Source organism: Micromonospora sp. H61, from assembly GCF_018070325.1.
GTDB lineage: Bacteria > Actinomycetota > Actinomycetes > Mycobacteriales > Micromonosporaceae > Micromonospora > Micromonospora salmantinae.
In genome coordinates this window covers 1-22,170 of sequence record NZ_JAGPXY010000091.1, presented here as the reverse complement: position 1 = coordinate 22,170, position 22,170 = coordinate 1, and the positions used below count along the sequence as shown (strand labels likewise).

Annotated in this window: 20 protein-coding genes and 1 pseudogene; 15 read left to right on the top strand and 6 right to left on the bottom strand. The window is 72.2% G+C overall.

The window, feature by feature from the left end; translation table 11 throughout:
- From KBX08_RS29290 to KBX08_RS29275, 4 genes are all read left to right on the top strand, one after another.
- The coding region (locus KBX08_RS29290; RefSeq protein ID WP_210786606.1) for a hypothetical protein at positions 1-333 on the top strand (333 nt) is incomplete at its 5' end.
- A 16-nt stretch (positions 334-349) separates the two neighbouring features.
- Positions 350-1,042, top strand: a complete 693-nt coding sequence (locus tag KBX08_RS29285) for a response regulator transcription factor (RefSeq protein ID WP_210786604.1) — start codon at positions 350-352, stop codon at positions 1,040-1,042.
- Between the two features lie 74 nt (positions 1,043-1,116).
- The gene (locus KBX08_RS29280; protein ID WP_307850681.1) at positions 1,117-2,499 is read left to right on the top strand and encodes a HAMP domain-containing sensor histidine kinase; all 1,383 of its coding nucleotides are present in this window, start codon (positions 1,117-1,119) and stop codon (positions 2,497-2,499) included.
- Entirely contained in the window at positions 2,496-2,999 is a 504-nt protein-coding gene (locus KBX08_RS29275; RefSeq protein ID WP_238690097.1) for a hypothetical protein, read from the top strand. Before KBX08_RS29280 ends, KBX08_RS29275 begins: the two co-directional genes overlap by 4 nt.
- 18 nt (positions 3,000-3,017) lie before the next feature.
- Here KBX08_RS29275 and KBX08_RS29270 read toward each other — a convergent pair whose 3' ends face one another.
- The 5 genes from KBX08_RS29270 to KBX08_RS29245 form a co-directional block, all read right to left on the bottom strand.
- A complete protein-coding gene (locus KBX08_RS29270; protein WP_210786600.1) occupies positions 3,018-4,043 on the bottom strand; it encodes a D-alanine--D-alanine ligase family protein in 1,026 nt (341 codons plus the stop codon).
- Positions 4,040-5,182 (bottom strand): alanine racemase, encoded by a 1,143-nt coding sequence (gene alr / locus KBX08_RS29265; protein WP_210786598.1) that lies wholly within the window; start codon positions 5,180-5,182, stop codon positions 4,040-4,042. The genes KBX08_RS29270 and alr overlap by 4 nt, the downstream gene beginning before the upstream one ends.
- The gene (locus tag KBX08_RS29260) at positions 5,179-6,342 is read right to left on the bottom strand and encodes an acyltransferase (RefSeq protein WP_210786596.1); all 1,164 of its coding nucleotides are present in this window, start codon (positions 6,340-6,342) and stop codon (positions 5,179-5,181) included. The genes alr and KBX08_RS29260 overlap by 4 nt, the downstream gene beginning before the upstream one ends.
- A 267-nt stretch (positions 6,343-6,609) precedes the next feature.
- Positions 6,610-7,518: an alpha/beta fold hydrolase gene (locus KBX08_RS29250; RefSeq protein ID WP_210786594.1), complete on the bottom strand. Its 909-nt coding sequence runs from the start codon at positions 7,516-7,518 to the stop codon at positions 6,610-6,612.
- Positions 7,511-7,978 carry a hypothetical protein gene (locus KBX08_RS29245; RefSeq protein WP_210786592.1) on the bottom strand — a complete coding sequence of 156 codons (468 nt, stop codon included), beginning with the start codon at positions 7,976-7,978 and terminating at the stop codon, positions 7,511-7,513. Before KBX08_RS29245 ends, KBX08_RS29250 begins: the two co-directional genes overlap by 8 nt.
- Positions 7,979-8,175: 197 nt before the next feature.
- Between KBX08_RS29245 and KBX08_RS29240 the strand changes: the two are divergent.
- Together KBX08_RS29240 and KBX08_RS34140 are read left to right on the top strand one after the other, a co-directional pair.
- Positions 8,176-9,753 (top strand): annotated as a pseudogene (locus KBX08_RS29240) (serine/threonine-protein kinase); the annotation flags it as partial.
- 48 nt (positions 9,754-9,801) lie between these two features.
- Positions 9,802-10,227 (top strand): RICIN domain-containing protein, encoded by a 426-nt coding sequence (locus KBX08_RS34140; protein ID WP_307850682.1) that lies wholly within the window; start codon positions 9,802-9,804, stop codon positions 10,225-10,227.
- Positions 10,228-10,291: 64 nt separating this feature from the next.
- Here the strand turns inward: KBX08_RS34140 and KBX08_RS29235 are convergent, their stop codons facing one another.
- Positions 10,292-12,553: a catalase gene (locus KBX08_RS29235; protein WP_210786587.1), complete on the bottom strand. Its 2,262-nt coding sequence runs from the start codon at positions 12,551-12,553 to the stop codon at positions 10,292-10,294.
- Between the two features lie 184 nt (positions 12,554-12,737).
- Between KBX08_RS29235 and KBX08_RS29230 the strand changes: the two genes are divergently transcribed.
- From KBX08_RS29230 to KBX08_RS29190, 9 genes are all read left to right on the top strand, one after another.
- Positions 12,738-13,637 carry an alpha/beta hydrolase gene (locus KBX08_RS29230; protein ID WP_210786585.1) on the top strand — a complete coding sequence of 300 codons (900 nt, stop codon included), beginning with the start codon at positions 12,738-12,740 and terminating at the stop codon, positions 13,635-13,637.
- A 137-nt stretch (positions 13,638-13,774) separates the two neighbouring features.
- Positions 13,775-14,563: an ABC transporter ATP-binding protein gene (locus KBX08_RS29225; RefSeq protein ID WP_210786583.1), complete on the top strand. Its 789-nt coding sequence runs from the start codon at positions 13,775-13,777 to the stop codon at positions 14,561-14,563.
- Positions 14,560-15,282, top strand: coding sequence for an ABC transporter ATP-binding protein (locus KBX08_RS29220; protein WP_210786581.1), 723 nt, complete (start codon positions 14,560-14,562; stop codon positions 15,280-15,282). The genes KBX08_RS29225 and KBX08_RS29220 overlap by 4 nt, the downstream gene beginning before the upstream one ends.
- A 30-nt stretch (positions 15,283-15,312) precedes the next feature.
- Complete coding sequence (locus KBX08_RS29215) at positions 15,313-16,191, top strand: branched-chain amino acid ABC transporter permease (protein ID WP_091399163.1); 879 nt, start codon at positions 15,313-15,315, stop codon at positions 16,189-16,191.
- On the top strand, positions 16,188-17,300 hold the full coding sequence (locus KBX08_RS29210; protein ID WP_210786579.1) for a branched-chain amino acid ABC transporter permease: 1,113 nt from the start codon (positions 16,188-16,190) through the stop codon (positions 17,298-17,300). Before KBX08_RS29215 ends, KBX08_RS29210 begins: the two co-directional genes overlap by 4 nt.
- An 85-nt stretch (positions 17,301-17,385) precedes the next feature.
- Complete coding sequence (locus KBX08_RS29205; RefSeq protein WP_210786577.1) at positions 17,386-18,672, top strand: ABC transporter substrate-binding protein; 1,287 nt, start codon at positions 17,386-17,388, stop codon at positions 18,670-18,672.
- 145 nt (positions 18,673-18,817) lie between these two features.
- A complete protein-coding gene (locus tag KBX08_RS29200; protein ID WP_210786575.1) occupies positions 18,818-19,585 on the top strand; it encodes an SDR family oxidoreductase in 768 nt (255 codons plus the stop codon).
- A 94-nt stretch (positions 19,586-19,679) separates the two neighbouring features.
- Positions 19,680-20,291, top strand: coding sequence for a TetR/AcrR family transcriptional regulator (locus tag KBX08_RS29195; RefSeq protein ID WP_210786573.1), 612 nt, complete (start codon positions 19,680-19,682; stop codon positions 20,289-20,291).
- Positions 20,292-20,355: 64 nt separating this feature from the next.
- Positions 20,356-22,170 (top strand): AAA family ATPase (locus tag KBX08_RS29190; protein WP_210786572.1); only part of this gene is annotated, 1,815 nt, incomplete at its 3' end.

Here is a 22,170-nt window from a genome sequence, read left to right as displayed (position 1 = left end):
ACTCTGTTCTGCCTGGCGGCGGCAGCGTTGGCGGCCTGGTCCGACGGCCGCGACACGACCGGAGGTTCGGACGGTGGCAGCCTCTGGCGCAGGCTGGCCGAGGCCGCAGTCGGGCTGGTTGTACTGGTCTGGGCGCTGCTGGTGGTCGTGCCCGGTCTGGCCGCGTCGGTGCAGCGCGGCTTGTTGATCGCCATCGTGGCCGCAGCCGCGTCGACGATGTTCCTGGTGGGCGCTGTGGTGTTCCTGGTGCGTTCGACGGAGTTCGCGGTGCCGCCCTCCCCGCGGAGCCGAGCGCAGCCACCGCCAACGACCGAAACCCGAAAGATCTCATGATGGGATACTTGACGACATGTCCCAGGTGCTGTTGATCGAAGACCACCAGACGGTGCGCGACGGACTGCAGTTGGCGCTCACCCGACAGGGCCACACCGTGCACGCCGTGGGCACCGGTGAGCAGGGGTTGGAGCGGCTGCGCGCGACCCCGTCCGATGTCGTGGTCCTCGATCTCATGCTGCCCGGGATGGACGGGTTCGAGGTCTGCCGCCGGATCCGGCAGCTCGGCGACCTGCCGATCATCATGCTCACCGCCCGCAACGACGACATGGACGTGGTCGCGGGCCTGGAGGCCGGCGCCGACGACTACGTGGTCAAGCCCGTGCAGGCCCGGGTGCTGGAGGCGCGCATCCGCGCGGTGCTGCGACGGACCGGTGGCGACTCGCGGCGCGGCGGCGAGCGGACCGGCCTGGAACAGCACGGTGAGTTGACAATCGACCGGGCCGCGCTGGTGGTCAGCAAGGACGGAACGCCGGTCAGCCTCGCCCCGACGGAGCTGCGGCTGCTGCTCGAACTCTCGCACACGCCGGGCCAGGTGCTCAGCCGCCAGCAGTTGCTGGAGGCCGTGTGGGAGCACGGCTATCTCGGCGACTCGCGACTCGTGGACGCGTGCGTCCAGCGGGTACGCGCCAAGATCGAGGCCGATTCGTCGGCGCCGGTCTTCATCCAGACGGTACGTGGTTTCGGATACCGGTTCGGGCCGCTGTGACACAGTGGCGCCGGGTCGGCGCATGGGTCTCGGGTCTACGGGTCCGGCTCCTCCTGGCATTCGCGCTGCTGGGCGTGACCACGACGGTGGCGGTGGCCGGTGGCAGCTACTTCCAGGCTCGGAACGTCATCCTCCAGCAGGCGCAGGACGCCGCGGTGATGTCGCTGACCGACCAGCTCACCAAGGTCTACCCGATCGCCCAGCTTCCGCCGACCCAGGACGACCTCCAACTGTTGGCCCAGCGCCTCAGTGACCGGGAGAGCTTCGCGGTGGTCGTCTACCGGGACATGCGGGCACAGGGCGGCTCCGAACTCGCCGACCCGCTCACCCCCGAGCTGCGGCAGAAGGTCCGTGACGGTCGCATCGCCTGGCAACGGGTCTCACTCTCCGGAGAGCCCGCGCTGCTCATCGGTACCCAGTTGGCGCTGGACCGCCCGGACGGCACGTCCCGCCCGTCCGGGGTGGAGGTCTACTCGGTGCGCAATCTCGTGCCCGAGCAGCAGAGCATCGACCGGCTCGCCAGCAGGGCATGGTTGACCGGCGGATTGTCCCTGGTCCTCGCCGTCCTGCTGGCCCTGCTGTCCGCCCGCGGAGTCCTGCGACCCGTCCGCGACCTCAGTCGGGCGGCGCGCCGCCTCGGTGAGGGCGACCTGAGTACCCGGTTGACCGTCCGGGGCGCCGACGAGCTGGCGGATGTGGCACGGACCTTCAACGACACCGCCGGGACGCTGGAGCGGCAGGTCGGCGAGCTGCGGCGGTTGGAATCCGACGCCCGCCGCTTCGTGGCCGACGTCTCGCACGAACTCCGGACGCCGCTGGCCGCGATGACGGCGGTCACCGACGTGCTCGACGAGGAGGCCGAACACCTGCCCGGGGACGCGGGCCGGGCCGCCCGGCTGGTCAGCCAGGAGACGCAGAACCTCACCCAACTGGTAAACGACCTCATCGAGATCAGCAGGTTCGACTCCGGCACCGCGCGGCTCGCCCTGGACGACGTGGACGTGGCCGCGGCGGTGACCGCGACCCTGCGGATCCGCGGCTGGCTGGACCGGGTACGAACGGAGTTGCCACCCGGCATCGTGGCTCGACTCGACCCTCGCCGACTGGACGTCATCGTCGCCAACCTTGTCGGCAACGCCTTCCGGCACGGTGCCGAACCGGTGTCGGTACGACTCGGCGCCGACCCGGACTGGGTCACCATCGAGGTGGCCGACCGGGGGCCCGGACTGGACCCGGAGGTGTTGCCACACGTCTTCGACCGCCTCTACAAGGCCGACACCGCGCGAACCCGCTCCGAGGGCAGCGGCCTCGGCCTCGCCATCTCCTGGGAGAACGCGCGTCTGCACCGCCACGGCGAGCGACGGGGGAGTCTCGTAGCGGGCAACGGCACCCACGGCGGCGCGGTGTTCACCCTCCGCCTGCCCCGCGAAACGGCGGACGCCGGAGGTGCCCGGTGACCGGCCGAAGAACGGGCCGTGCGCTGCTCGCCGGTGGACTGCTTCTGACGCTGCTCGCGGCGGGCTGTGGGGTACGACCCAGTGCGGTCATCACCGGTCGTCCGCCGATCAGCGGCCCCGCCCAGGGCAGCTGGCTTTACCTGCTCGCGCAGGACGAACTGGTGCTGGTCCTCCGCCCGGTCAACACGGACCCGTCGCCCGCCGCCGCGCTCTCGCTGCTCGCGGCCGGTCCGCAGGAGAACGAACGCGCCCAGGGTTTCACCAGCGACGTTCCGGCCGGCCTGGACCCGGTCACGGTGACGGCGGGCGACAACAAGTCCGGTGACCTCACGGTGCGGGCGAACATCGCCGCGCAGGCGTTGTCAGGGCGCGCGGTCGACCAGATCATCTGCACGACGGTCGCCGCCGCGGCGCAGGTCAGCGCGGCGAACGCCGCCACCACCGTCACCATCGTCGGGTCCGACGGCGCCCGAGCGCCCCGGGCGTGCCCGATCAGGTGACCGGGCACCGACCGGCGCTCACACCAGGTGGTCGACCGCTCGGGCCGGCCGGGGCAACCCGCTGTGGTGGCCGTGGTCCTGGTCGGCCAGCGCACCGGCGATCAGGATGTCGATCAGTGCGGCGAACTCGATGCCGGCCTGCTGCCAGATCTGCGGGAACTGGGACGCGGCGGTGAAGCCGGGGAACGTGTTGACCTCGTTCACGATGGGCTCGGGCGACCCCTCGGTGGGCAGGAAGAAGTCGACCCGCAGCAGCCCACGGCAGTCGAGGGCCTGGAAGGCGCGAATCGCACGGTCCTGAAGCACCTCGGTGGTCGCCGCGTCGAGTGGGGCGGGAATCTGGAAGATCGCCCCGCCGTCGTACTTCGCGTCGTAGTCGAAGAATCCGGAGCCGGTCACCCGGATCTCCAGCGGCGGGCCGGCCTGTACCCGGCCGTCCGGGTGCTGGAGGACGGCCACGTCGATCTCGCGTCCCCGCGCTCCCTGCTCGACGAGCACCTTCGGGTCGACCTGGCGGGCCTGCTCCAGCGCGGCGGGAACTCCCGCCCAGTCGTCCACCCTGAAGACGCCCAGGCTCGACCCGGCGCGGGCCGGCTTGACAAAGACCGGCAGCTCCAGCCGACGCTGGTCCTCGGGCGACAGGGCCTCGCCGGGACGTAGGGTCACCCCCGGGCTGACCCGCAGGCCCTCCGCCGCGAGGAGCCGCTTGGTGACCCCCTTGTCCATGCCGGCGGCGCTGGCGAAGACGCCGTTGCCGACGTACGGCACGCCGAGCCACTCCAGCAGCGACGACACGGTGCCGTCCTCGCCGTACGGGCCGTGCAGGGCCGGGAACACCACGTCCTGGGCACGCAGGACGCGCAACGCCGCAGGCAGGGGCGTCGGTCGACCGCCGACGTGCCACCCGCCGTCGCGGTCGATGAGCACCTCGGTGACCTGGTACCGCCCACGGTCCAGGTGGGCGAGGATGCTCGCCGCCGAGCGGCAGGACACCTCGTGCTCGCCGCTCTGCCCGCCGTACAGCACTGCCAGTCGGGTTGTCATGAGTTCCGTGCCCTTCCATGGAGGTGCTCGCGGGCCACCCGGGCCCCGATGCCGGTCAAGATCTCGTGTGGGTTGGTGTCGGCCCAGCGCGCCCACTCGACCACCGTCGGAGGGTGCTGGTCGCCCTGGGCCGGGCCGAACACCACGACCGGGTCGCCGATCGTCACCGAAAGATCCCCGGCGTCGACCACGCACTGGTCCATGGCGATGCGCCCGACGATCGGGCACCGTCGGCCGGCGAGCCACACCGAGGCGCGGCCACCCGCGGCCCGGGGCAGCCCGTCGGCGTAGCCGAGCGGCAGCAGCGCCAGCGTGGTCGCCGCGCCGGTCACGTGCTCGGGCCCGTAGGAGACGCCGGTGCCGGCCGGCACCCGCTTGACGTTGACCACGCTCGTCCGCAGGGTCATCGCGGGGTGCAGCCCGAACTCGCCCGGACCACTCACGCCGAACGGGTCCACGCCGTAGAGGGCGATCCCGATCCGGCAGAGGTCGAAGCGGGTCCGCGGTGCGGAGAGCGCGGCCGCCGAGTTGGCCAGGTGGACGAGATCAGGGTTCAGGCCAGCCGACCGTGCGGTCCGCAGCGCCTCCTCGAAGATCGCCACCTGACGGGTGAGCGCGGGGGCGCCCGGCAGGTCGGCGTCGGCGAGGTGGGACCACACCCCGCGCACCCGGATCCCACCCTCTCGTTCGTACTTGCGGGCCCAACCGACCAACTCGGGCCAGTCGTCCCCGGCGGCCCCGTTGCGGGACAACCCGGTGTCCGCCTTGAGCTGCACCATCGCCGGTACGCCGAGCAGACGGGCCGCGTCGGCGACGGCGTGCAGGTGCGTCGTCGTGGACACGCCGACGTCGACGCCACTCTTGATCAACATACCGAAGTCGTCATCCGGGCTGTGCAGCCAGCTCAACGTGGGCGCTGTCACACCCCCGTCGCGCAGGGTCAGCGCCTCGGCCGTCGAGGTCACTCCCAGCCAGGAGGCACCTGCGCGCAGCGCGGCCCGGGCCACCTGCACCGCGCCGTGGCCGAACCCGTCGGCCTTCACCACGGCCATCAGTCCGGTGCCGGTGACCGACGCGATCGACCGTACGTTGCTGGCGATCGCGTCCAGGTCGATCAGGGCTTCGGCGAGGGCGCTCATCCGGCCGCCTCCAACCGGCGCGTGCCGGGCAGCGCGAACAGCCAGCCCGCGCGAACCGCCAGCAGCCCGCGGTGAACGACCAGGCTCAGACCGATCACCAGCCCGCTCAGCAGAATCGGATAACCGAGCACGATCAGGCCCTGAGCCGACCCACCCAGCCCGGAAACCGGTACGAGCAACAGCCGGTGCAGTAGGGCCAGGACCGGCATGTGAATGACGTAGATCGGCAACGTGATGCGGCCGAGCCTAGCCAGCGGTTTGCTGAGCGCCGACCACCGCGACAGCCGGGCAGCAGCGGTTATGCCGAAGATCACTGCCACCACGGAGACCGCCGGCCATACCCCGAGCCACTGCTGGGCGCCGGTCACCGCCATCGCGGCGAGCGCCAGGACGTAGCCACCCGAGGTCAGCAACAGCCGGCGGCGGCTGGCGGTGGCGGCCCACTGCTGGATCTGCGGCCGCAGGTACAGGCCGGCGAGGAAGAAGACCAGGTTCTGGTAGAGGCCGGCGCGGTTGCCCGGGGTGTCGAGCAGGCCGGCGGCGGCGACGGCGGACAGTGCGGCGGCGGGGACCAGGACCAGCGCGCGGGGCGCCCGGCGGGTCAACTTGGCGATCGTGAAGTACAGCGCCAGGGCGTACAGGTACCAGAGGTTGGACGGCGTGATGGTGAGCTGCTCCAGCAGGCCGAGCGCCGAGGTGGCCCGGTCGGTCGGCAGTTCCGGCGCGGCGGCGAGGACCACTGTGTGGATCAGCAGCCAGACGGCGTACAGGTAGAGGAACCCGGCGATCCGGCTGCGGGCGACGACCCGCCACGGCCGCTGGGCGGCGTTCGCCGCGAAGACGCCCGAGATGGTGAAGAACAGCGGCATCCGCAGCGGAAGGAACTGCTCGCCCAGCGTTCCCCAGAAGCCCGGCACCGGTACGCCGATGTGCCAGTCGATCTGGAGGTAGTCCTTCACGACGACGTGCCACAGGACGACGAGGATGATGCAGACGCCCTTCGCGGCATCCGCCCACTGCGCCCGGTGTGATCCGGCGGCAGGTGCGGGCGCGGAGGCAGGGGCGGGTCCGGTCCGTTGGCGGTGGCGGAACCGGACGCGCGGCGCGTCGGGCTCCAGCTCGGCGGGCCGGGGCTCGGTGGGAGACAGCTGTTGGATCACCCACCGAAAGCTGCCAGCCGGATATCCGCACGTGATCCACGAATTGTCATGGTGCGGTAATGAACGCCGCCGGACCCGATCCGTAGGCGGTTCCGAGCCGGGGTGAGCGAGGTGCAGGTGACGCCTGATCGGGACCCGATCGAGTTCGCCCGGCGGCTCGGCGACGAGGTGCTGCCCCGGCTGGCCGACATCGGCTGATTCCGCCGCGACCGGTGCGGGTGCCACCCAGGGCCCCTTCGCCAGGAGGCGGGCTCCTGCGGGCCGCCCTCAGTTGTGAGGGTTGAGAAAGTCGGTGATGAGGGTGGCGAGCTCCTGTGGGCGTTCGGCGACCATCGCGTGGCTGGCGCCGGCGAGCTGCCGCACCCGCAGAGACGGGTTGTCCACGGTGGCAAGCCGTTCGGCGGTGACCTTGCGGTACGCCTCGTACAGGCTGTGGAACGGCTGTTGTTCGGGCAGGTCCTCAGTGGCGAGGACGAGCAGCAGCGGACAGCGGACGTCGCGGTAGGCGGGCATCAGCTCGAGGGAGTCCATGGCGTCCCGGAGTTGCCGGGTGAGGTCCGGGCCGGGCCGCAGCCGGCTGCGGCCGTCGTCGCCGGGCACGAGGTTGCGTTCGACGGCCGCCACCCAGTCGTCGGGTGCGGCGCCGTAGCGTTGGGCCATGGCCCGCTGCCCCGCCAGCATGGCGGCCACCTGTTCGGCGGTGAGCGGCTCGGCCAGCATCGCGGCCATCGCGTCGAATACGGCCCGCAGCTTGGCCAGCTCGGTCTCGGTCTGCGCCGGATCCAGCCCGGTGAGCTGGTCCGGACGGTTCAACGGCGGATTGCCGTCGAAGCTGACGGCACCGGGGCACTCCGGGTGACGCTGCGCCCAGAGAGTGGCGAGCATGCCGCCGAGGGAGACGCCGACCACCGCTGGGGAGGTGAGGCCGAGGTGGTCGGCGACGGCGGCCAGGTCGGCCAGTACGGCGTTCCAGCGCCACGGGCCGTCTCCGGACCGGCCGTGACCGCGCAGGTCGACGGTGACCACCCGGTGGGTCGGGCGCAGGTGCTCGGCGAGGGTGGTCATCTGGGCGAGGTTGCCGCCGGCGCCGTGAAGGAGCAGCAGCGGTTGTCCGGGTCCGCCGAAGTCGCGGATCGCGATGGGCACGGTCCCGGAGTCGATGATGGTCTCAGACACGTCGGTTCCCTTCCTTGAGCAGTCGGTCGCGTACGGAGGCGGAGCGCACGCCGCCTTCGGGGTGGCGGGCGAGCTTGTCGCGGGAGACCAGGTCGTGGACGCCCTGGCGGGTGATGCCGAGCATGGCGCCGGCCACCGCGTACGACACGGATTCGGCGGTCGGGTGGCCGACCCGTCGCGCGACGGCCTGGCCGAAAGGGCTGCGCCACCAGTCGTTGGGTGGGTCGAACGGTCCGTCCCCCGGGTAGAGGGTGGCGATCGCGCGCATGACCACGCTGACGGCGGCCCGGTCGTCGCCGCTGACGATTGTGGTCGCCCAGGATCGGGCCCGATCCCGGATGACGGTGCGCAGCGGGTCGATGGCGTCGTGGCCGTCGACCAGGATTTCCAGGGGGTCGAGCAGGCGGATGTCGATCAACCGGATGAGCTGCTCGGTCAGTTCCTGGTGGGTTGGCGACATGCTGCCTCCTCCGCTACTTGACGCCCATCGTCAAGCACTTGACGTCGAGTGTCAAGCACCATGGCGCGAGCGCGGTTGGCCCGCGCCGTCTTTCGCTCCACAAACGACGTTGCCGGCGGGGGATGAGCCGGATCACATACGGTGGTTCGCTTCGACTGCCGGAAATTGTTTTACGGCGTGCCAGGTAGCCTCTCCGGGTGTCGCAGATGTTGCCGCTTCTTGTTACCGATCGGTATGACGTCGTCGAGCTCATCGGCCAGGGCGGAATGGGTCGAGTGTGGAAAGCCCGCGACCGAATGCTGCAACGGGACGTCGCCATCAAGGAAATCGTTCCACCCCCCGGCCTGACCATTGAGGCGCGACAGGAATTGCGGGTCCGGTCACTTCGGGAGGCCCGGGCAATCGCGCAACTCGACCACGTCAACGTCGTCCGGGTCTTCGATGTGCTGTTGAGCGCCGACGGCGACCCGCAGATCGTGATGGAGTACGTGCCGTCCCGTTCGCTGCACGACACCATCACCACCGACGGCCCCGTCGCGCCGGTGCGGGCGGCCGAGATCGGGCTGGCCGTGCTCGGCGCGCTGCGCGCCGCCCACCGCGCCGGGATCATGCACCGCGACGTCAAACCGGCGAACATCCTCGTCGGCGCGGACGACCGGATCGTGCTCACCGACTTCGGCCTGGCCACCGCCGTCGAGGACGTGAACCTCACCCTCAGCGGTGTGGTGCTCGGCTCGCCCGCGTACGTCTCTCCCGAGCGGGCCATGCGGGGCACGGTGGGCCCGGAGGGGGATTTCTGGTCGCTCGGCGCGACCCTGTACGCCGCCGTCGAGGGCCAGTCGCCGTACGCCCGGCCGTCGAGTCTGATGAGCCTCACCGCGCTGGTCACCGAGCCGCCACCCGCGGCGCGACGGGCGGGTCCGCTCGCACCGGTGCTGGCCGGTCTGCTGCGCAAGGACCCGGCCGAGCGGATGGACGCCGACGCGGCCGAGCAGTTGCTCCGGGCCGTGCTGGACGGCACACCGCGGCCACCCATCGCGGTGACGTGGCGTCCGGCGCCCGCCGTGCCCGCACCACCGGCGATCACGGTCCATCCGGTCGACGCGTCCGACGTACCCCGGTCGTCGGCCCCGGTGGCGGCGGATCGTGCCGGTCCGGGACCGGCCCGCCGACGGCGGACCTGGCTCCTCGGTGGTCTCGCGGCAGTGGTCGCGCTCGGCTTGGCGGTCGGGGTTCCGCTGGCCACCCGCCGGGCGTCGCGGCCGGCCGGGGGAGGGGCCGAGCTGGTGGACGCCGCCGTGGCGGGTGCGCCGTCGACGCCCGGTGCCGCACCGACGACCGCTGCCCTCCGGCCGATCTCGTGGTCGGTCTACCGGGACAGCAGTGGCTTCTCGATGCCGGCGCCGCGCGACTGGCAGATCCTCCGGCGCGGCCAGCGCGTCGAACTGCGCGAGCCGGGCGGCGAACGGATGCTTGTCGTCAGCCAGACCGACTCGCCGCGCGGCGACCCGTTGGCCGAACTCGGCGGCCCGGCCGTCAGCGAGCGGTACCGCGACTACCGCCGGGTCGAGCTGCTCGCTGTCAACTACCAGCTCAAGGCCGCCGACCTGGAGTGGGTCTACACCAGCGAGGCGGGTACCGCGATGCGCGGACGCCAGCGCACCTTCACGACGGCTGCGCGTCACGGCTACAGCATCGCCTGGTTGACACCCGAGTCGGCCTGGCCGGCGGCCGGGGCGGACGCGTTCCGGGAGGTCACCGCGGGCTTCCGGCCGGCGTCGACGGCGGACGGGGCCACGCCGTCCGCCACGCCGGACCGTCGAGTGTCGCCGAGTCCGAGCGTGCCCCCGGCGCGGTCGGGCAACCGGCTCGTCGGGGTGGCGAGCAAGCGGTGCCTGGACATCAGCGCGCCGGACTCACCCGACCCGGTCCGGCTCGGGATCTGGGACTGCCGGGATGATCGCGCCTCCCACCAGCTCTGGGCGATGCGCTCGGACCGGAGCGTGCAGTTGGGTGGGCGTTGCCTGGACGTGCTCGCCGCGTCCAGCGACGCCGGAGCGGCGATCCAGCTCACCACCTGCAACACGACCCCGGCGCAACAGTTCACCCTGAACGAGGCCGGGCAACTCGTCAACGCGCACAGCGGACTGTGCCTGGGCACTGTCGGCCAGAGCACAGCGAACGGCGCGATGATCGAGCAGCGCAGCTGTAGCGCCGGCACGAGCCATCTGCGGTGGACCCGGCGATAGCGCCGGACACCGACGAGGGCCGTCCTCCCAGTGGTGCGGAGGACGGCCCTCGTCGGTGGTTGGATCAGGCGACCGATGCGGGGAACCGTTCCCAGACCCGGTGCGCGGCCATCAACTGCTGCACCGCGGTCAGCGCTTCGGCGCCCGAGCCCGCCGCCACGACGCCCGGGGTGCCGGCGACGCCGGCCTGCTCCAGCACTGTGACACCGGCCCCCCAGGCGCCGATCGCCTTGGCGTGCCGCCAGCACTCCTCGACGAGCAGCAGGACGCGGGGGTCCACGGCGGCCGGGCCCGGCGTGCCCGCCTTGGCGTCGCGGGCGGGCAGGGCATCCGGTGCGGGTGCCGGCGCTCCGGCCAGCAGGACCGCGTCGAACTCGACCGACCGGCCGGTGGCGAAGGTGCGCTGCACCGGCAGGTCGCCCACCATGCCGCCGTGCGGGGCGATCAGCAGCGGCACCATGCCGGCGCTGAACACCGCCCGGCGAACCTCGTCGACGCCGTCCAGGTCACCGTCGGGGTCGACGACGATCCCGACCATGCGGCCGTCGCTCGGCCACTCCCGACCGACCTGCGACAGCGCCGGGCTGGGCGTGACGTCGGGGAGCGGCACTGTCGGCTGCGGCGCGGGCAGACCCAGGCCGGTGGCGACCTGCTCGCACAGCACCGGGTCGATGTTGGCGAGGCTCCGCAGCTGACGCTCCTTGATCGCCTGGTGGTAGCACTTGCCCAGCTCGAAGGTGTACGCCCGGATGATGTGTTCCTTCTCGACCGGCGACATGCTCAGCCAGAACAGGCGGACCTGGCTGTAGTGGTCGTCGAACGAGGCCGGGTTCGCGCGTACCTTCGGCGCCTGCGCGACAGTGACCGGCACGTCGACGAAGGCGTGCTCGGCGTCCCCGGCGGGGAACGGGTTGCCGCCGTCGAGCGAGTTCGGTCGGTACGGTGCGACGCCGGCGTGCACGGCGTGCTGGTGGAAGCCGTCGCGCAGCATGTCGTTCACGGCCGCGTGCGGGCGGTTGATCGGGATCTGCGTGAAGTTCGGCCCGCCCAGCCGGGTGAGCTGCGTGTCGACGTACGAGAAGAGCCGGCCCTGCAACAGCGGGTCGTTTGTGACGTCGATGCCCGGGGGCAGGTGACCGAGGTGGAAGGCGACCTGTTCGGTCTCGGCGAAGAAGTTCGTCGGCGTCCGGTTGAGCACCAGCCGCCCGACCGGCTGCACCTCGGCCAGCTCCTCCGGCACGATCTTCGTCGGGTCGAGCAGGTCGATGCCGGCGAAGGTCTCCTCGGGCGTGTCCGGGAAGACCTGGATGCCCAGCTCCCACTCGGGGTACGCGCCGGCCTCGATGGCGTCGTACAGGTCGCGTCGGTGGAAGTCCGGGTCGATGCCGCCGATCAGCTGCGCCTCCTCCCAGGTCAGCGAGTGCACGCCCAACTTCGGCTTCCAGTGGAACTTGGCCAGCACCGTCTCCCCGGCCTCGTTGACGAGGCGGAAGGTGTGCACGCCGAAGCCCTCCATCGTCCGGTACGAACGCGGAATGCCCCGGTCGGACATGTTCCAGATGGTGTGGTGCTGCGCCTCGGTGTGCAGCGACACGAAGTCCCAGAAGGTGTCGTGGGCGCTCTGCGCCTGCGGGATCTCCCGGTCCGGGTGCGGCTTGCCGGCGTGGATGATGTCCGGGAACTTGATCGCGTCCTGGATGAAGAAGACCGGGATGTTGTTGCCGACCAGGTCGAAGGTGCCCTCGTCGGTGTAGAACTTCGTGGCGAAGCCACGGGTGTCGCGGACCGTGTCGGCCGAACCCCGCGAACCGAGAACCGTGGAGAACCTGACGAAGACGTCGGTCTCGCGTCCCTTCTTGAGGAAGCCGGCCCTGGTGACCGCCTCGGCGGTGCCGTACGCGGTGAACACACCGTGCGCGCCGGCGCCCCGGGCGTGCACCACGCGCTCCGGAATGCGTTCGTGGTCGAAGTGCGTGATCTTCTCGCGTAGGTGGTGGTCCTGCAGGAGCACCGGGCCGCGCGGGCCGGCCTTGAGCGAGTGGTCGGTGTCGCGTAGCCGTGCCCCGTTCGCGGTCGTGAGGTAGGCCCCCTGCTGACCGTTCGCGATCGTCGGCGCGCCGGTCTCCGCGCCAGTCGGCGTGCGCGTCTGCGGTGCCCCCTGTTCCGGCTTCGGCGGCAGCGGGTCGTGCGGCGTCGTCGGCTCCTCGAGCGGCGGTGGCGCGCTCCCCGGTGCACCGGGGACATCCGGGCTGAGGGCGTCGGCGATCTTTCCTGATGCGGTCTTCACGACGTTCTTGACCGCCTCGGCGGGCTTGCTGGAATCCACTGGCTGAACCTCTCCATGGCGCGTGTGCGGGCCGGCGCCTGCCCTGCTACCCCAGGTCAGAGGGTCGAAACACGACTCATCCCGGCATCCTGCGCCGGGACTGGTGATTTCGCCGATGCCGGGATCGGCGGAGCAGCCAAAACTGACACACGTCGATATCCCTCGACTTTAGGGAGTGCCCGACGTGTCCTCACCAACCACCACCCGTCCCCGTTCCGTCGCAGCCCGTGCCACCCGGCTCGCATTGGCCGCCGTCCTGGCCGCCGGTGGCGTCCTGGCCGGATCGTCCGGCGCCGCCCAGGCCGCCGGCCCGTACGAGCGGGGCCCCGCCCCGACCACCGCGATCCTGGAGGCCAGCCGCGGCCCGTTCGCGACGTCCTCGCAGAGCGTGTCCTCGCTGAGCGTCACCGGCTTCGGCGGCGGCGTCATCTACTACCCGACCAGCACCAGCGAGGGCACCTTCGGCGCCATCGCCATCTCGCCCGGTTACACCGCCGCGTGGTCCAGCATCAGCTGGCTCGGACCGCGCATCGCCTCGCACGGCTTCGTGGTGATCGGCATCGAGACCAACAGTCGGCTGGACCAGCCGGACAGCCGGGGCCGGCAGTTGCTCGCCGCGCTGGACTACCTGACCCAGCGCAGTTCGGTGCGTACCCGGATCGACAGCAGTCGGCTCGCGGTGGCCGGCCACTCCATGGGTGGCGGGGGCAGCCTGGAGGCGGCCTCGTCGCGGCCCTCGTTGCAGGCCGCGGTGCCGCTGGCGCCGTGGAACCTGGACAAGAGCTGGTCCGAGCTGCGGGTGCCGACGCTGATCGTCGGTGGCGAGAACGACAGTGTCGCGTCGGTCTCGTCGCACTCGATCCCGTTCTACAACAGCATCCCGGCCTCCGCCGAGAAGGCGTACCTGGAGCTGAACGGGGCGAGCCACTTCTTCCCGCAGACCACGAACACGCCGACCGCGCGGCAGATGGTGGCCTGGTTGAAGCGGTTCGTCGACGACGACACCCGCTACGAGCAGTTCCTCTGCCCCGGCCCGAGCGGCTCGCAGATCGAGGAGTACCGCAACACCTGTCCCAGCGCCTGACGGCGGTCACGGGGCGGTCGCCGCTGGCGGCCGCCCCGTCCACGTGCGTGAAGGCGGCATTGAAGGTCTTGACGCCAAACCCGAGAAACGTACACTGCGAGTGTAAATAAACACCCGCCACGACAGAGGGATGGGTGATGGAGCGCGGCCTCGAACTGCACCACATCGGCGTCCGTTTCGGCGGCCTCACCGCCCTCGACGACGTGTCCCTGCGGGTGCCACCCAACCGGGTGGTGGGCGTCATCGGGCCCAACGGCGCCGGCAAGACCACGCTGTTCAACGTGATCTGCGGCTTCGTCGCACCGGAGACGGGCTCACTCACCCTCGACGACCGACCGCTGCGGCCACGGCCGCACCGGCTGACCCGGCTCGGCATCGCCCGGACCCTTCAGGGCACCGGGCTCTTCGCCGGGCTGAGCGTGCTGGAGAACGTGATGACCGGCGCCTCGCACACCGCCCGTGCCGGCTTCGTCCCGGCGCTGCTCGGGCTGCCGGCCAGCGACCGCGACGAGCGCCGGCTCCGCGGGGACGCCATGGCCATCCTCGACGAGCTGGGCATCGCCGAGCACGCCGGGGCCGCGCCGACCACCCTGCCCTTCGCCGTACGCCAGCGGGTCGCCCTGGCCCGCGCGCTCGCCGCCCGGCCCCGGCTGCTCCTGCTCGACGAGCCGGCCGGTGGCCTCGGGGCGGACGACATCGCCGAGCTGGCGGAGCTGGTCCGGCACCTGCCCCGGCGGGACACCGACCCCTGCGCCGTGCTCCTGGTCGAGCACCACATGGACCTGGTGATGGCCGTCTGCGACGAACTCGTGGTCCTCGACTTCGGCCGGGTCATCGCCGCCGGCACCCCGGACGAGATCCGCGACGACCCCGCGGTCACCGACGCGTACCTCGGTGCCACAGTCGAGGAAGAGGTCTCCCCATGAGCGGCACGGACCTGCTCGTCGTGCGGGGGCTGGTCGCCGGTTACGGTGCCGCGCCCGTGCTGCGGGCCGTCGACCTCACCGTCCCGGCCGGCACCATCGCCGCTGTCGTCGGCGCCAACGGCGCCGGCAAGACCACCCTCCTGCGCGCGCTCTCCGGCATGATCCGCCCGGCCGCCGGCCAGGTCCTGCTGGCCGGGGAGGACCTTCGCGGCACGCCGGTGGAGCAGCTCGTCCGGCGCGGCATGGCGCACGTCCCGGAGGGCCGGGGCGTGATCAGCGAGCTGACCGTCGACGAGAACCTGCGGCTGGGCGGGCTGTGGCGACGCGACCGGGCCGACGCCGGGCGGGCCCTCGACGAGGTCTACCAGCTCTTCGAGCCGCTGGCCCGACGCCGCCGGCACCTCGGTCACCAGCTCTCCGGCGGCGAGCGGCAGATGCTCGCGCTCGGTCGGGCCCTGGTCGGGCGCCCCCGTCTGCTGCTGCTGGACGAGCCGTCGCTCGGCCTGGCGCCGCGGGTTGTCGCCCGGACCATGGCCCTGCTCCGCCAACTGCGCGACCGCACCGGGCTGACCGTCCTGCTGGTCGAGCAGAACGTGCGCAGCGCGCTCGCCGTCGCCGACCAGGGCGTCGTGATGTCCCTCGGTCGGGTGGTGATCGCCGCCCCGGCGGTGCAGCTACGCGACGACGTCGACCTGCGCCACGCGTACCTCGGTTTCTGACCACCATCTCGTCCCCCGGAGGGAGGACTGTTGGACCGCTTCGTCTTCCTCACCGTCGACGGCCTGTCCCGGGGCGCGGTGTACGCCGCGTTCGCGCTGGCCCTGGTGCTCATCTGGCGGGCGGCGCGGGTCGTCAACTTCGCCCAGGGGGCGATGGCCGTCGCCGCCGCGTACGTCGCGTACACAGTGAGCACCGCGACCGGTTCCTACTGGCTGGGCTTCGTGGTCGCGATCGTCGCCGGCCTGCTGCTCGGTGCGCTGGTGGACCGGGTGGTGATGCGGCACGTCGATCACGCCTCACCGCTCAACCCGGTGATCGTCGCGCTCGGGCTGGTGCTGCTGATCCAGGCCGTGCTCGGCATGGTGTACGGCAGCGAGTTCCGCCCCGCCGAGGCCCCGTTCAGCCGGTCCGCCCTCACCGTGGGCGGGGTCGCCGTGCTGTCCCCGTACGACCTGTTCGTCTTCGCCACGATCGGCGTGGTGGTCAGCGGCCTGGCCTGGATGTTCGCCCGTACCCCGGTGGGGTTGCGGATGCGCGCGGCGGCCTTCGCTCCGGAGGTCTCCCGGCTGCTCGGGGTCAACGTCGGCGGGATGCTGACCCTCGGCTGGGCGCTCGCCTCCGGGGTGGGCGCGCTGGCCGCCATGCTGGTCCTGCCGACCGAGTTGGGCCTGCACCCGCACGCGATGGACCTGGTGTTCGTCTCGGCGTTCACCGCGGCGGTGGTCGGCGGGCTGGACAGTCCACCGGGAGCGGTGGTCGGTGGGCTGGTGGTGGGGTTGCTGCTCTCCTACGTGAGCGGCTACGCCGGCAGTGACCTCACCCCGCTCGCGGTGCTGGTCCTGCTGCTGGCGGTGCTGCTGGTCCGGCCCGGTGGGCTGTTCGCCCCGGTCGCGGCGAGGCGGGTGTGAGCGCCACGAGGGCGGCAGTGCCGCCGAGAGAGCAGCTCGACGACCCGGGCGGCCGACCGGTCGACCGGCGACGCGGCTCCACACTGCTGCGCCACCTCGCGGTGGTGCTGGCCGCCGGGTTGCTGCTGGTGGCGATCAGCTACTCCGTCGAGCCGTTCCGCAACTTCCAGCTCGCCACCGTGGCCGCCTACCTCTGCGCGACCGCCGGGCTGACCGTCCTCACCGGGCTCAACGGTCAACTGTCGCTCGGGCACGGCGCGCTGATGGCCACCGGGGCGTACACGGTGGCGCTGTGCCAGACCGCGTTCGCCGACCGGGGGATGACCGGCGGCTGGCTGTTGCCGCTGTCGTTGGCTGCGGCGATCGCCAGCACTGTCGCGGTAGGCGCGGTGGTCGGTGTGGCAGCGGCCCGACTGCGCGGCCCCTATCTGGCCGGGGTCACCCTCGCGGTGGCCGTGGTGGTGCCGGCGCTGGCGGTCACCTTCGACGGCGTGTTCAACGGCGAGCAGGGGCTGTCGGTGCCGGTGGAGCCGCCGCCGCTGTCGCTCGGCCCGTACTTCCCGTACGAGCGGTGGCAGCTCTGGGTCACCGGCGCGGCCACCCTGCTCGCGTTGCTGCTGTTGGCGAACCTGATCCGCAGCCGGTACGGGCGTATCTTCCGGGCGGTCCGCGACGACGAGGTGGCGGCCCGCCTCGCCGGCATCCACGTGGCCCGCACCCAGGTCCTCGCGTTCGTGGTCAGCGCGGCCACCGCCGGGCTCGGCGGTGCGCTGCTGGCGGTGCTCGCGCAGAGCGTCTCACCCGGCGCGTTCTCGCTGACCCTGTCGCTGTTCCTGCTGATGGCCGTGGTGATCGGTGGCCTGGGTCGACTGACCGGCGCGCTGTGGGGGGCCGTCCTGCTGGTCGCCCTGCCCGATCTGACCCACTCGGTGACCGAGATGCTCACGCTCTCGCCCGCTGTGGCGCAGCGGCTGGAGGGCAACCTCCCCCTGGCGATCTTCGGACTCACCCTGATCGTCGTCATGATCGCCGCCCCCGGCGGTGTGCAGGGTCTGCTGTCGCGTCTCGGCCGGGCGTTGCTGGCCAGGCGTCCGACCCGGCGTTCCTGAGCTGTCCTCGGTCCGGCCTCGGCCGGGCGCCCCACCACCACACCGTTCCCACAGACAACCGGACCGAGAAAGGTCGGTGTTTCCCATGCACCGTAACGCGCATCGCGGCCTCGCGATCGCCAGCACCCTTGCCCTGCTCATCACCGCTGCCGGCTGTAGCGGCGACGACGGCCCCGGCTCCGGCGGGGCGTCGGTGCCGGGCGTCACCGACACCGAGATCGTCGTCGGCACCCACATGCCGCTGACCGGTCCGGCCTCGGCCGGCTACTCGAAGATCGCCCCGGCGACGAAGGCGTACTTCGACTACGTCAACGCCAACGGCGGAGTGCACGGCCGGAAGATCACCTACAAGATCGTGGACGACGGCTACAACCCGGCGAACACCCAGCAGGTGGTACGTCAGCTCGTCCTCCAGGACAAGGTCTTCGCCGTCCTCAATGGTCTGGGTACGCCGACGCACACCGGGGTGCTCGACTTCCTCAAGAGCAACCGGGTGCCAGACCTCTTCGTCGCCTCCGGCAGCCGCAGCTGGGACCAGCCGGACAAGTATCCGGGCACGTTCGGGTTCAACCCCGACTACACGGTCGAGGGCAAGATCCTCGCCAACTACGCGAAGGCGAACCTGGCCGGGCAGAAGGTCTGCTTCCTCGGTCAGGACGACGACTTCGGCCGGGACAGCCTGGCCGGCGTGGAGAAGGTGCTCGGCGCCGGTGCCGTGGCGGTCAAACAGACGTACGTCACCAGCAACACCAACGTGGCGCCGCAGATCGGCGCGTTCAAGGCGGCCGGTTGCCAGGTCGTCGTGCTGGCCACCGTGCCCGGCTTCACCGCGCTCTCCGTCGGCACGGCGGCACGGCTGGGCTTCAAGCCGCAGTGGCTGGTCTCCAACGTCGGCGCCGACCACCCGACCCTGGCCAAGCAGCTCGGCGCCGCCGCGCCGCTGCTGGAGGGCATGGTCGGCACCAACTACCTGCCGATGCAGAACGACACCGCGAACCCGTGGATCCAGCTCTTCACCAAGGTCAACAAGGAGCACAACGGGGACGCGCCGTTCGACGGCAACACCGTCTACGGTATGTCGGTCGGCTACCTCTTCGTGCAGGTGCTGCTCGCCGCCGGCAAGGACCTCACCCGCGAGAAGGTGCTGGACGCCGTGCAGAAGGGCGGCTACCAGGGCCCCGGTCTGGTGCCGCTGCGCTTCTCCGCCACTGACCACTCCGGGTACGGCGGCCAGCGGTTGAGCCGGGTGAGCGGGGGAGTGCAGACCTACTTCGGGCCGGCGTACGAGACGGACGAGGCGGACGGGGCGGTCAACGAGTACACCGCCACCCCGGCCGCGCCCCCGGCGAACGGGGTGCCGACCGTCTCCTGAGACACCGAACATCCGCCGTCCGACCGGGCGTGGTCCCGCCTGACCACGCCCGGTCGGACGGCTGCGCGCCCGCAGCCGGCGCGGCCTGCCGGCCGATCGTCGGAGGCGTTGACCGATACCGATCGATGCTCCTACTATCTGCACCGTGAATGCATATTCGGGCCGACTCGCGGGCCGGGTCGCCATCGTCACCGGCGCCAGTCGCGGGATCGGTCTGGCCATCGCCCAACGCCTCGTCGCCGAAGGCGCGCGGGTAGGTCTGACCGCCCGCCGCCCCGAGGGGCTGGCCGAGGCGGTCGCCAACCTGGGCGGCCCGGCACACGCCCTCGCGGTGCCGGGCCGGGCCGACGACCCCGCGCACCGGGCCGCCGCGGTGAGCCAGGTGAGCGCGGCGTTCGGGCCGGTGGACCTGCTGGTCAACAACACCGGCATCAATCCGGTGCGCGGCCCGCTGGTCGAGCTGGACCTGGCCGCGGCCCGCAAGATCCTCGACGTGAACGTGGTCGCCGCGCTCGGCTGGGTGCAGGAGGTCTGGGCCGCCGGCATGAGCGAGCGCGGCGGCTGCGTCGTCAACGTCTCGTCGATCGCCGGGCTCGGCCCGTCGCCCGGCATCGCCTGCTACGGGGTCAGCAAGGCCGCGCTCAACCATCTCACCGCCAGCCTCGCCGTGGAGTTGGGGCCGACGGTCCGGGTCAACGCGGTCGCCCCCGGCGTGGTGAAGACCCGCTTCGCCGCCGCCCTCTACGACGGGCGGGAGGCCGAGGTCGCCGCGCGGTACCCGCTCGGGCGCCTCGGTCTGCCGTCGGACGTGGCGGGCGCTGTCGCCTTCCTGGCCTCGGGCGACGCCAGTTGGATCACCGGGCAGACCATCATCTGCGACGGCGGCGTCTCGCTGACCGGCCGGGCCGGATGACGGCGTCGGCGGAGCGTCCGAAGCCGCTGATCAACGGCTGTCTAGACTCGGCGGTGCGTCGGGGGACGCCGTGGCGGTGAGGGGGCGAGGGCGGATGGACGGGGTCGATGTGGCGGGCCGGGTGGACGGGCGTACCGCCCGCGCCGAGCGGACCCGCGCGGCCATCGTCGAGGCGCACCTCGCGCTCATCTCCGAGGGTGACCTCCGCCCCACCGGGGAACGCATCGCCGAGCGGGCCGGCATCTCGCTGCGCACCCTCTGGACCAACTTCAAGGACATGGAGACGCTCTTCGAGGCCAGCGGCGCGGAGGTGCTCCGCCAGCAGGACGCCGCCCACCGGCCGATCTCACCGGGGCTGCCGTTGGCGAAGCGGGTCGACGCGTACTGCCGGCAGCGGGCTCGACTGCTCCAGCTCATCGCACCGTCGGCGCGGGCCGCCCAGATGCGTGAGCCGGTCTCCGAACAACTGCACCGCAACCGTCTCAAGCACATCGAACGGGTCCGCGACGAGGTCGAGGACCTCTTCGCCGTCGAGCTGGCCGAGGCCGGGGCGGGGCGGGAGCAGTTGCTCAACGCCCTCGTGGCGGCGAGCACCTGGCAGGCCTGGTCGATGCTGCGCTACGGGCTCGAGTTGGGCGTGGACCAGGCCCGCGCGGTGATGGCCCGGACCGTGGGCGCCCTGCTGGCCGAGGTCGCGCCCGACTGATTCCGGCCCGGCCCGATATTGCCCCCTCTTTCCATTCGGTTTCCGATGGGTAACACTGGCAGGCATGGTTACTGCATCAAGAGTGCAACTAACCGTGCTGCGTGGCCGGGACGACGAGTGCCGGGCTGTCCGGAGCCTGCTCGACGGCATGACCAACGCCGGCGGTGCCCTGCTGTTGCGCGGAGAGCCCGGATCGGGCCGGACGGCGCTTCTCGGCTACGCCCATCGCCACGCCGAGGGTGGCTGCACAGTGCTCGCCGGCAGCGGGCTCGCCGAGGAAGCCGCCCTGCCGTACGCCGGCCTGCAACGTCTGGTCGACCCGGTGCTCGACCGGGCCGCCGCGCTCCCCGGCGAGCAGCGTCAACTGCTACGGCGCGCACTGGCCGGGGAGAGCTGCCCGGCCGACCGGCAGTTGACCCTGTCGATGGCGGTGCTCGGGCTGCTCGCCGCCGCCGCCCGGGACCGGCCGTTGCTCGTCACCATGGACGACATCGACCGAGGCGACCCGCAGACCGCGCAGGTGCTGGCGTTCGTGGCCCGCCGACTGCGGCACCTGCCGCTCGCCGTCCTGCTCACCGCGGACGTCACCGCCAACCTCGACGGGATACCGGCACACCGACTGCGCGTGCTGACCGAGCACGAGAGCCGCGCCGTCCTCACCGATCGATTCGATCGGCTGACCGGGCGCGAGGGCGTCGACCGGCTCCCCGACGGGCCAGCCGCGTCGGCCCTGACCGCGTTGGCCACGATCGGCGGCGGCAACCCGCAGGCCCTGGTGGACCTCGCCGAGGTGCTCACCGCGGGGCAGTGGCGGGGCGAGGAGTCGCTGCCCGCCGCGCCACCGGCGGACGGAGCGCTGGGTCGCGCGTACCGAGCCCGGCTGGACCGGCTGCCCCCGGAGACCCGACGGGTGCTGTTGCTCGCCGCGCTCGACGAGGACGGCGAGCCGGGCACCCTGATCCGGGCCGTGGCGGCCGCCGGCGCCGAGGTCGAGGCGCTCGCCCCGGCGGAGGTCGCCGGCCTGGTCCGCGTCGAGCAACGCGGCGTCACCTTTCCGCAGCCGCTGGTGCGCACGATGATCGCGGCCAGCGCGCCGCTCGCGGAGCGCCGCGCGGCGCACCGACTGCTCGCCGAGGTGCTGGTCGCGGACGGGCAGCGGCTGCGCCGGGCGATGCACCTCGCCGCCGCGACGGCGGGTGCCGATCCGGTCCTCGCCGGCGAGCTGGAACAGGCGGCGGCCGGCGGATCCGACGGCTGGGCCGCCGCCTCGGTGGCCCTGCGGTGGGCCGCCGAACTGAGCGACCAGCCGACGCTCACCGCTGCCCGCCTGCTGACCGCCGCCCGGTACGCCTGGGCCGGGGGGCAACCCGACGAGGCACGGCTGCTGCTCGACCGCCTCCGCGCGGTCTGCGTCGACCCGGTCGTTCGAGGCCGCGCCGACCTGCTCCGCGGTGAGCTGGAGCTGCGCTGCGGCACCGCGTCGAGTGCGTCGGCCACGCTGTTGGCCTCCGCCGCGGCGGTGGACGATACTGACCGCGCCCTGGCGTTGACCGGGCTGGTGCGGGCCGGCGAGGCGGTCTGCTTCACCGGCGACCAGTACCGGTACGCCGAGGTCGGCCGGCGGGCACTGCCGTTGCGGCGCCCAGACGACCCGCCGGCCCTGGAGGTCATGGGCTGTCTGATCGCCGGGGTGGCGGCGACCCTGCGGGGCGACCATGAGCGAGCCGGGCCGGCGCTGCGGCGCGCCGTGGTGCTGGGCGGCCGGCTGACCGGTTGGGCGTTGACCCCCACCGCGCTGAGCTGTGCCGCGGCGGCGGGACTGCTGGTGGCCGTTGACGGCGCGGCCCACCGGCTCGCCGAGCGCGCCGTCGAGCTGGCC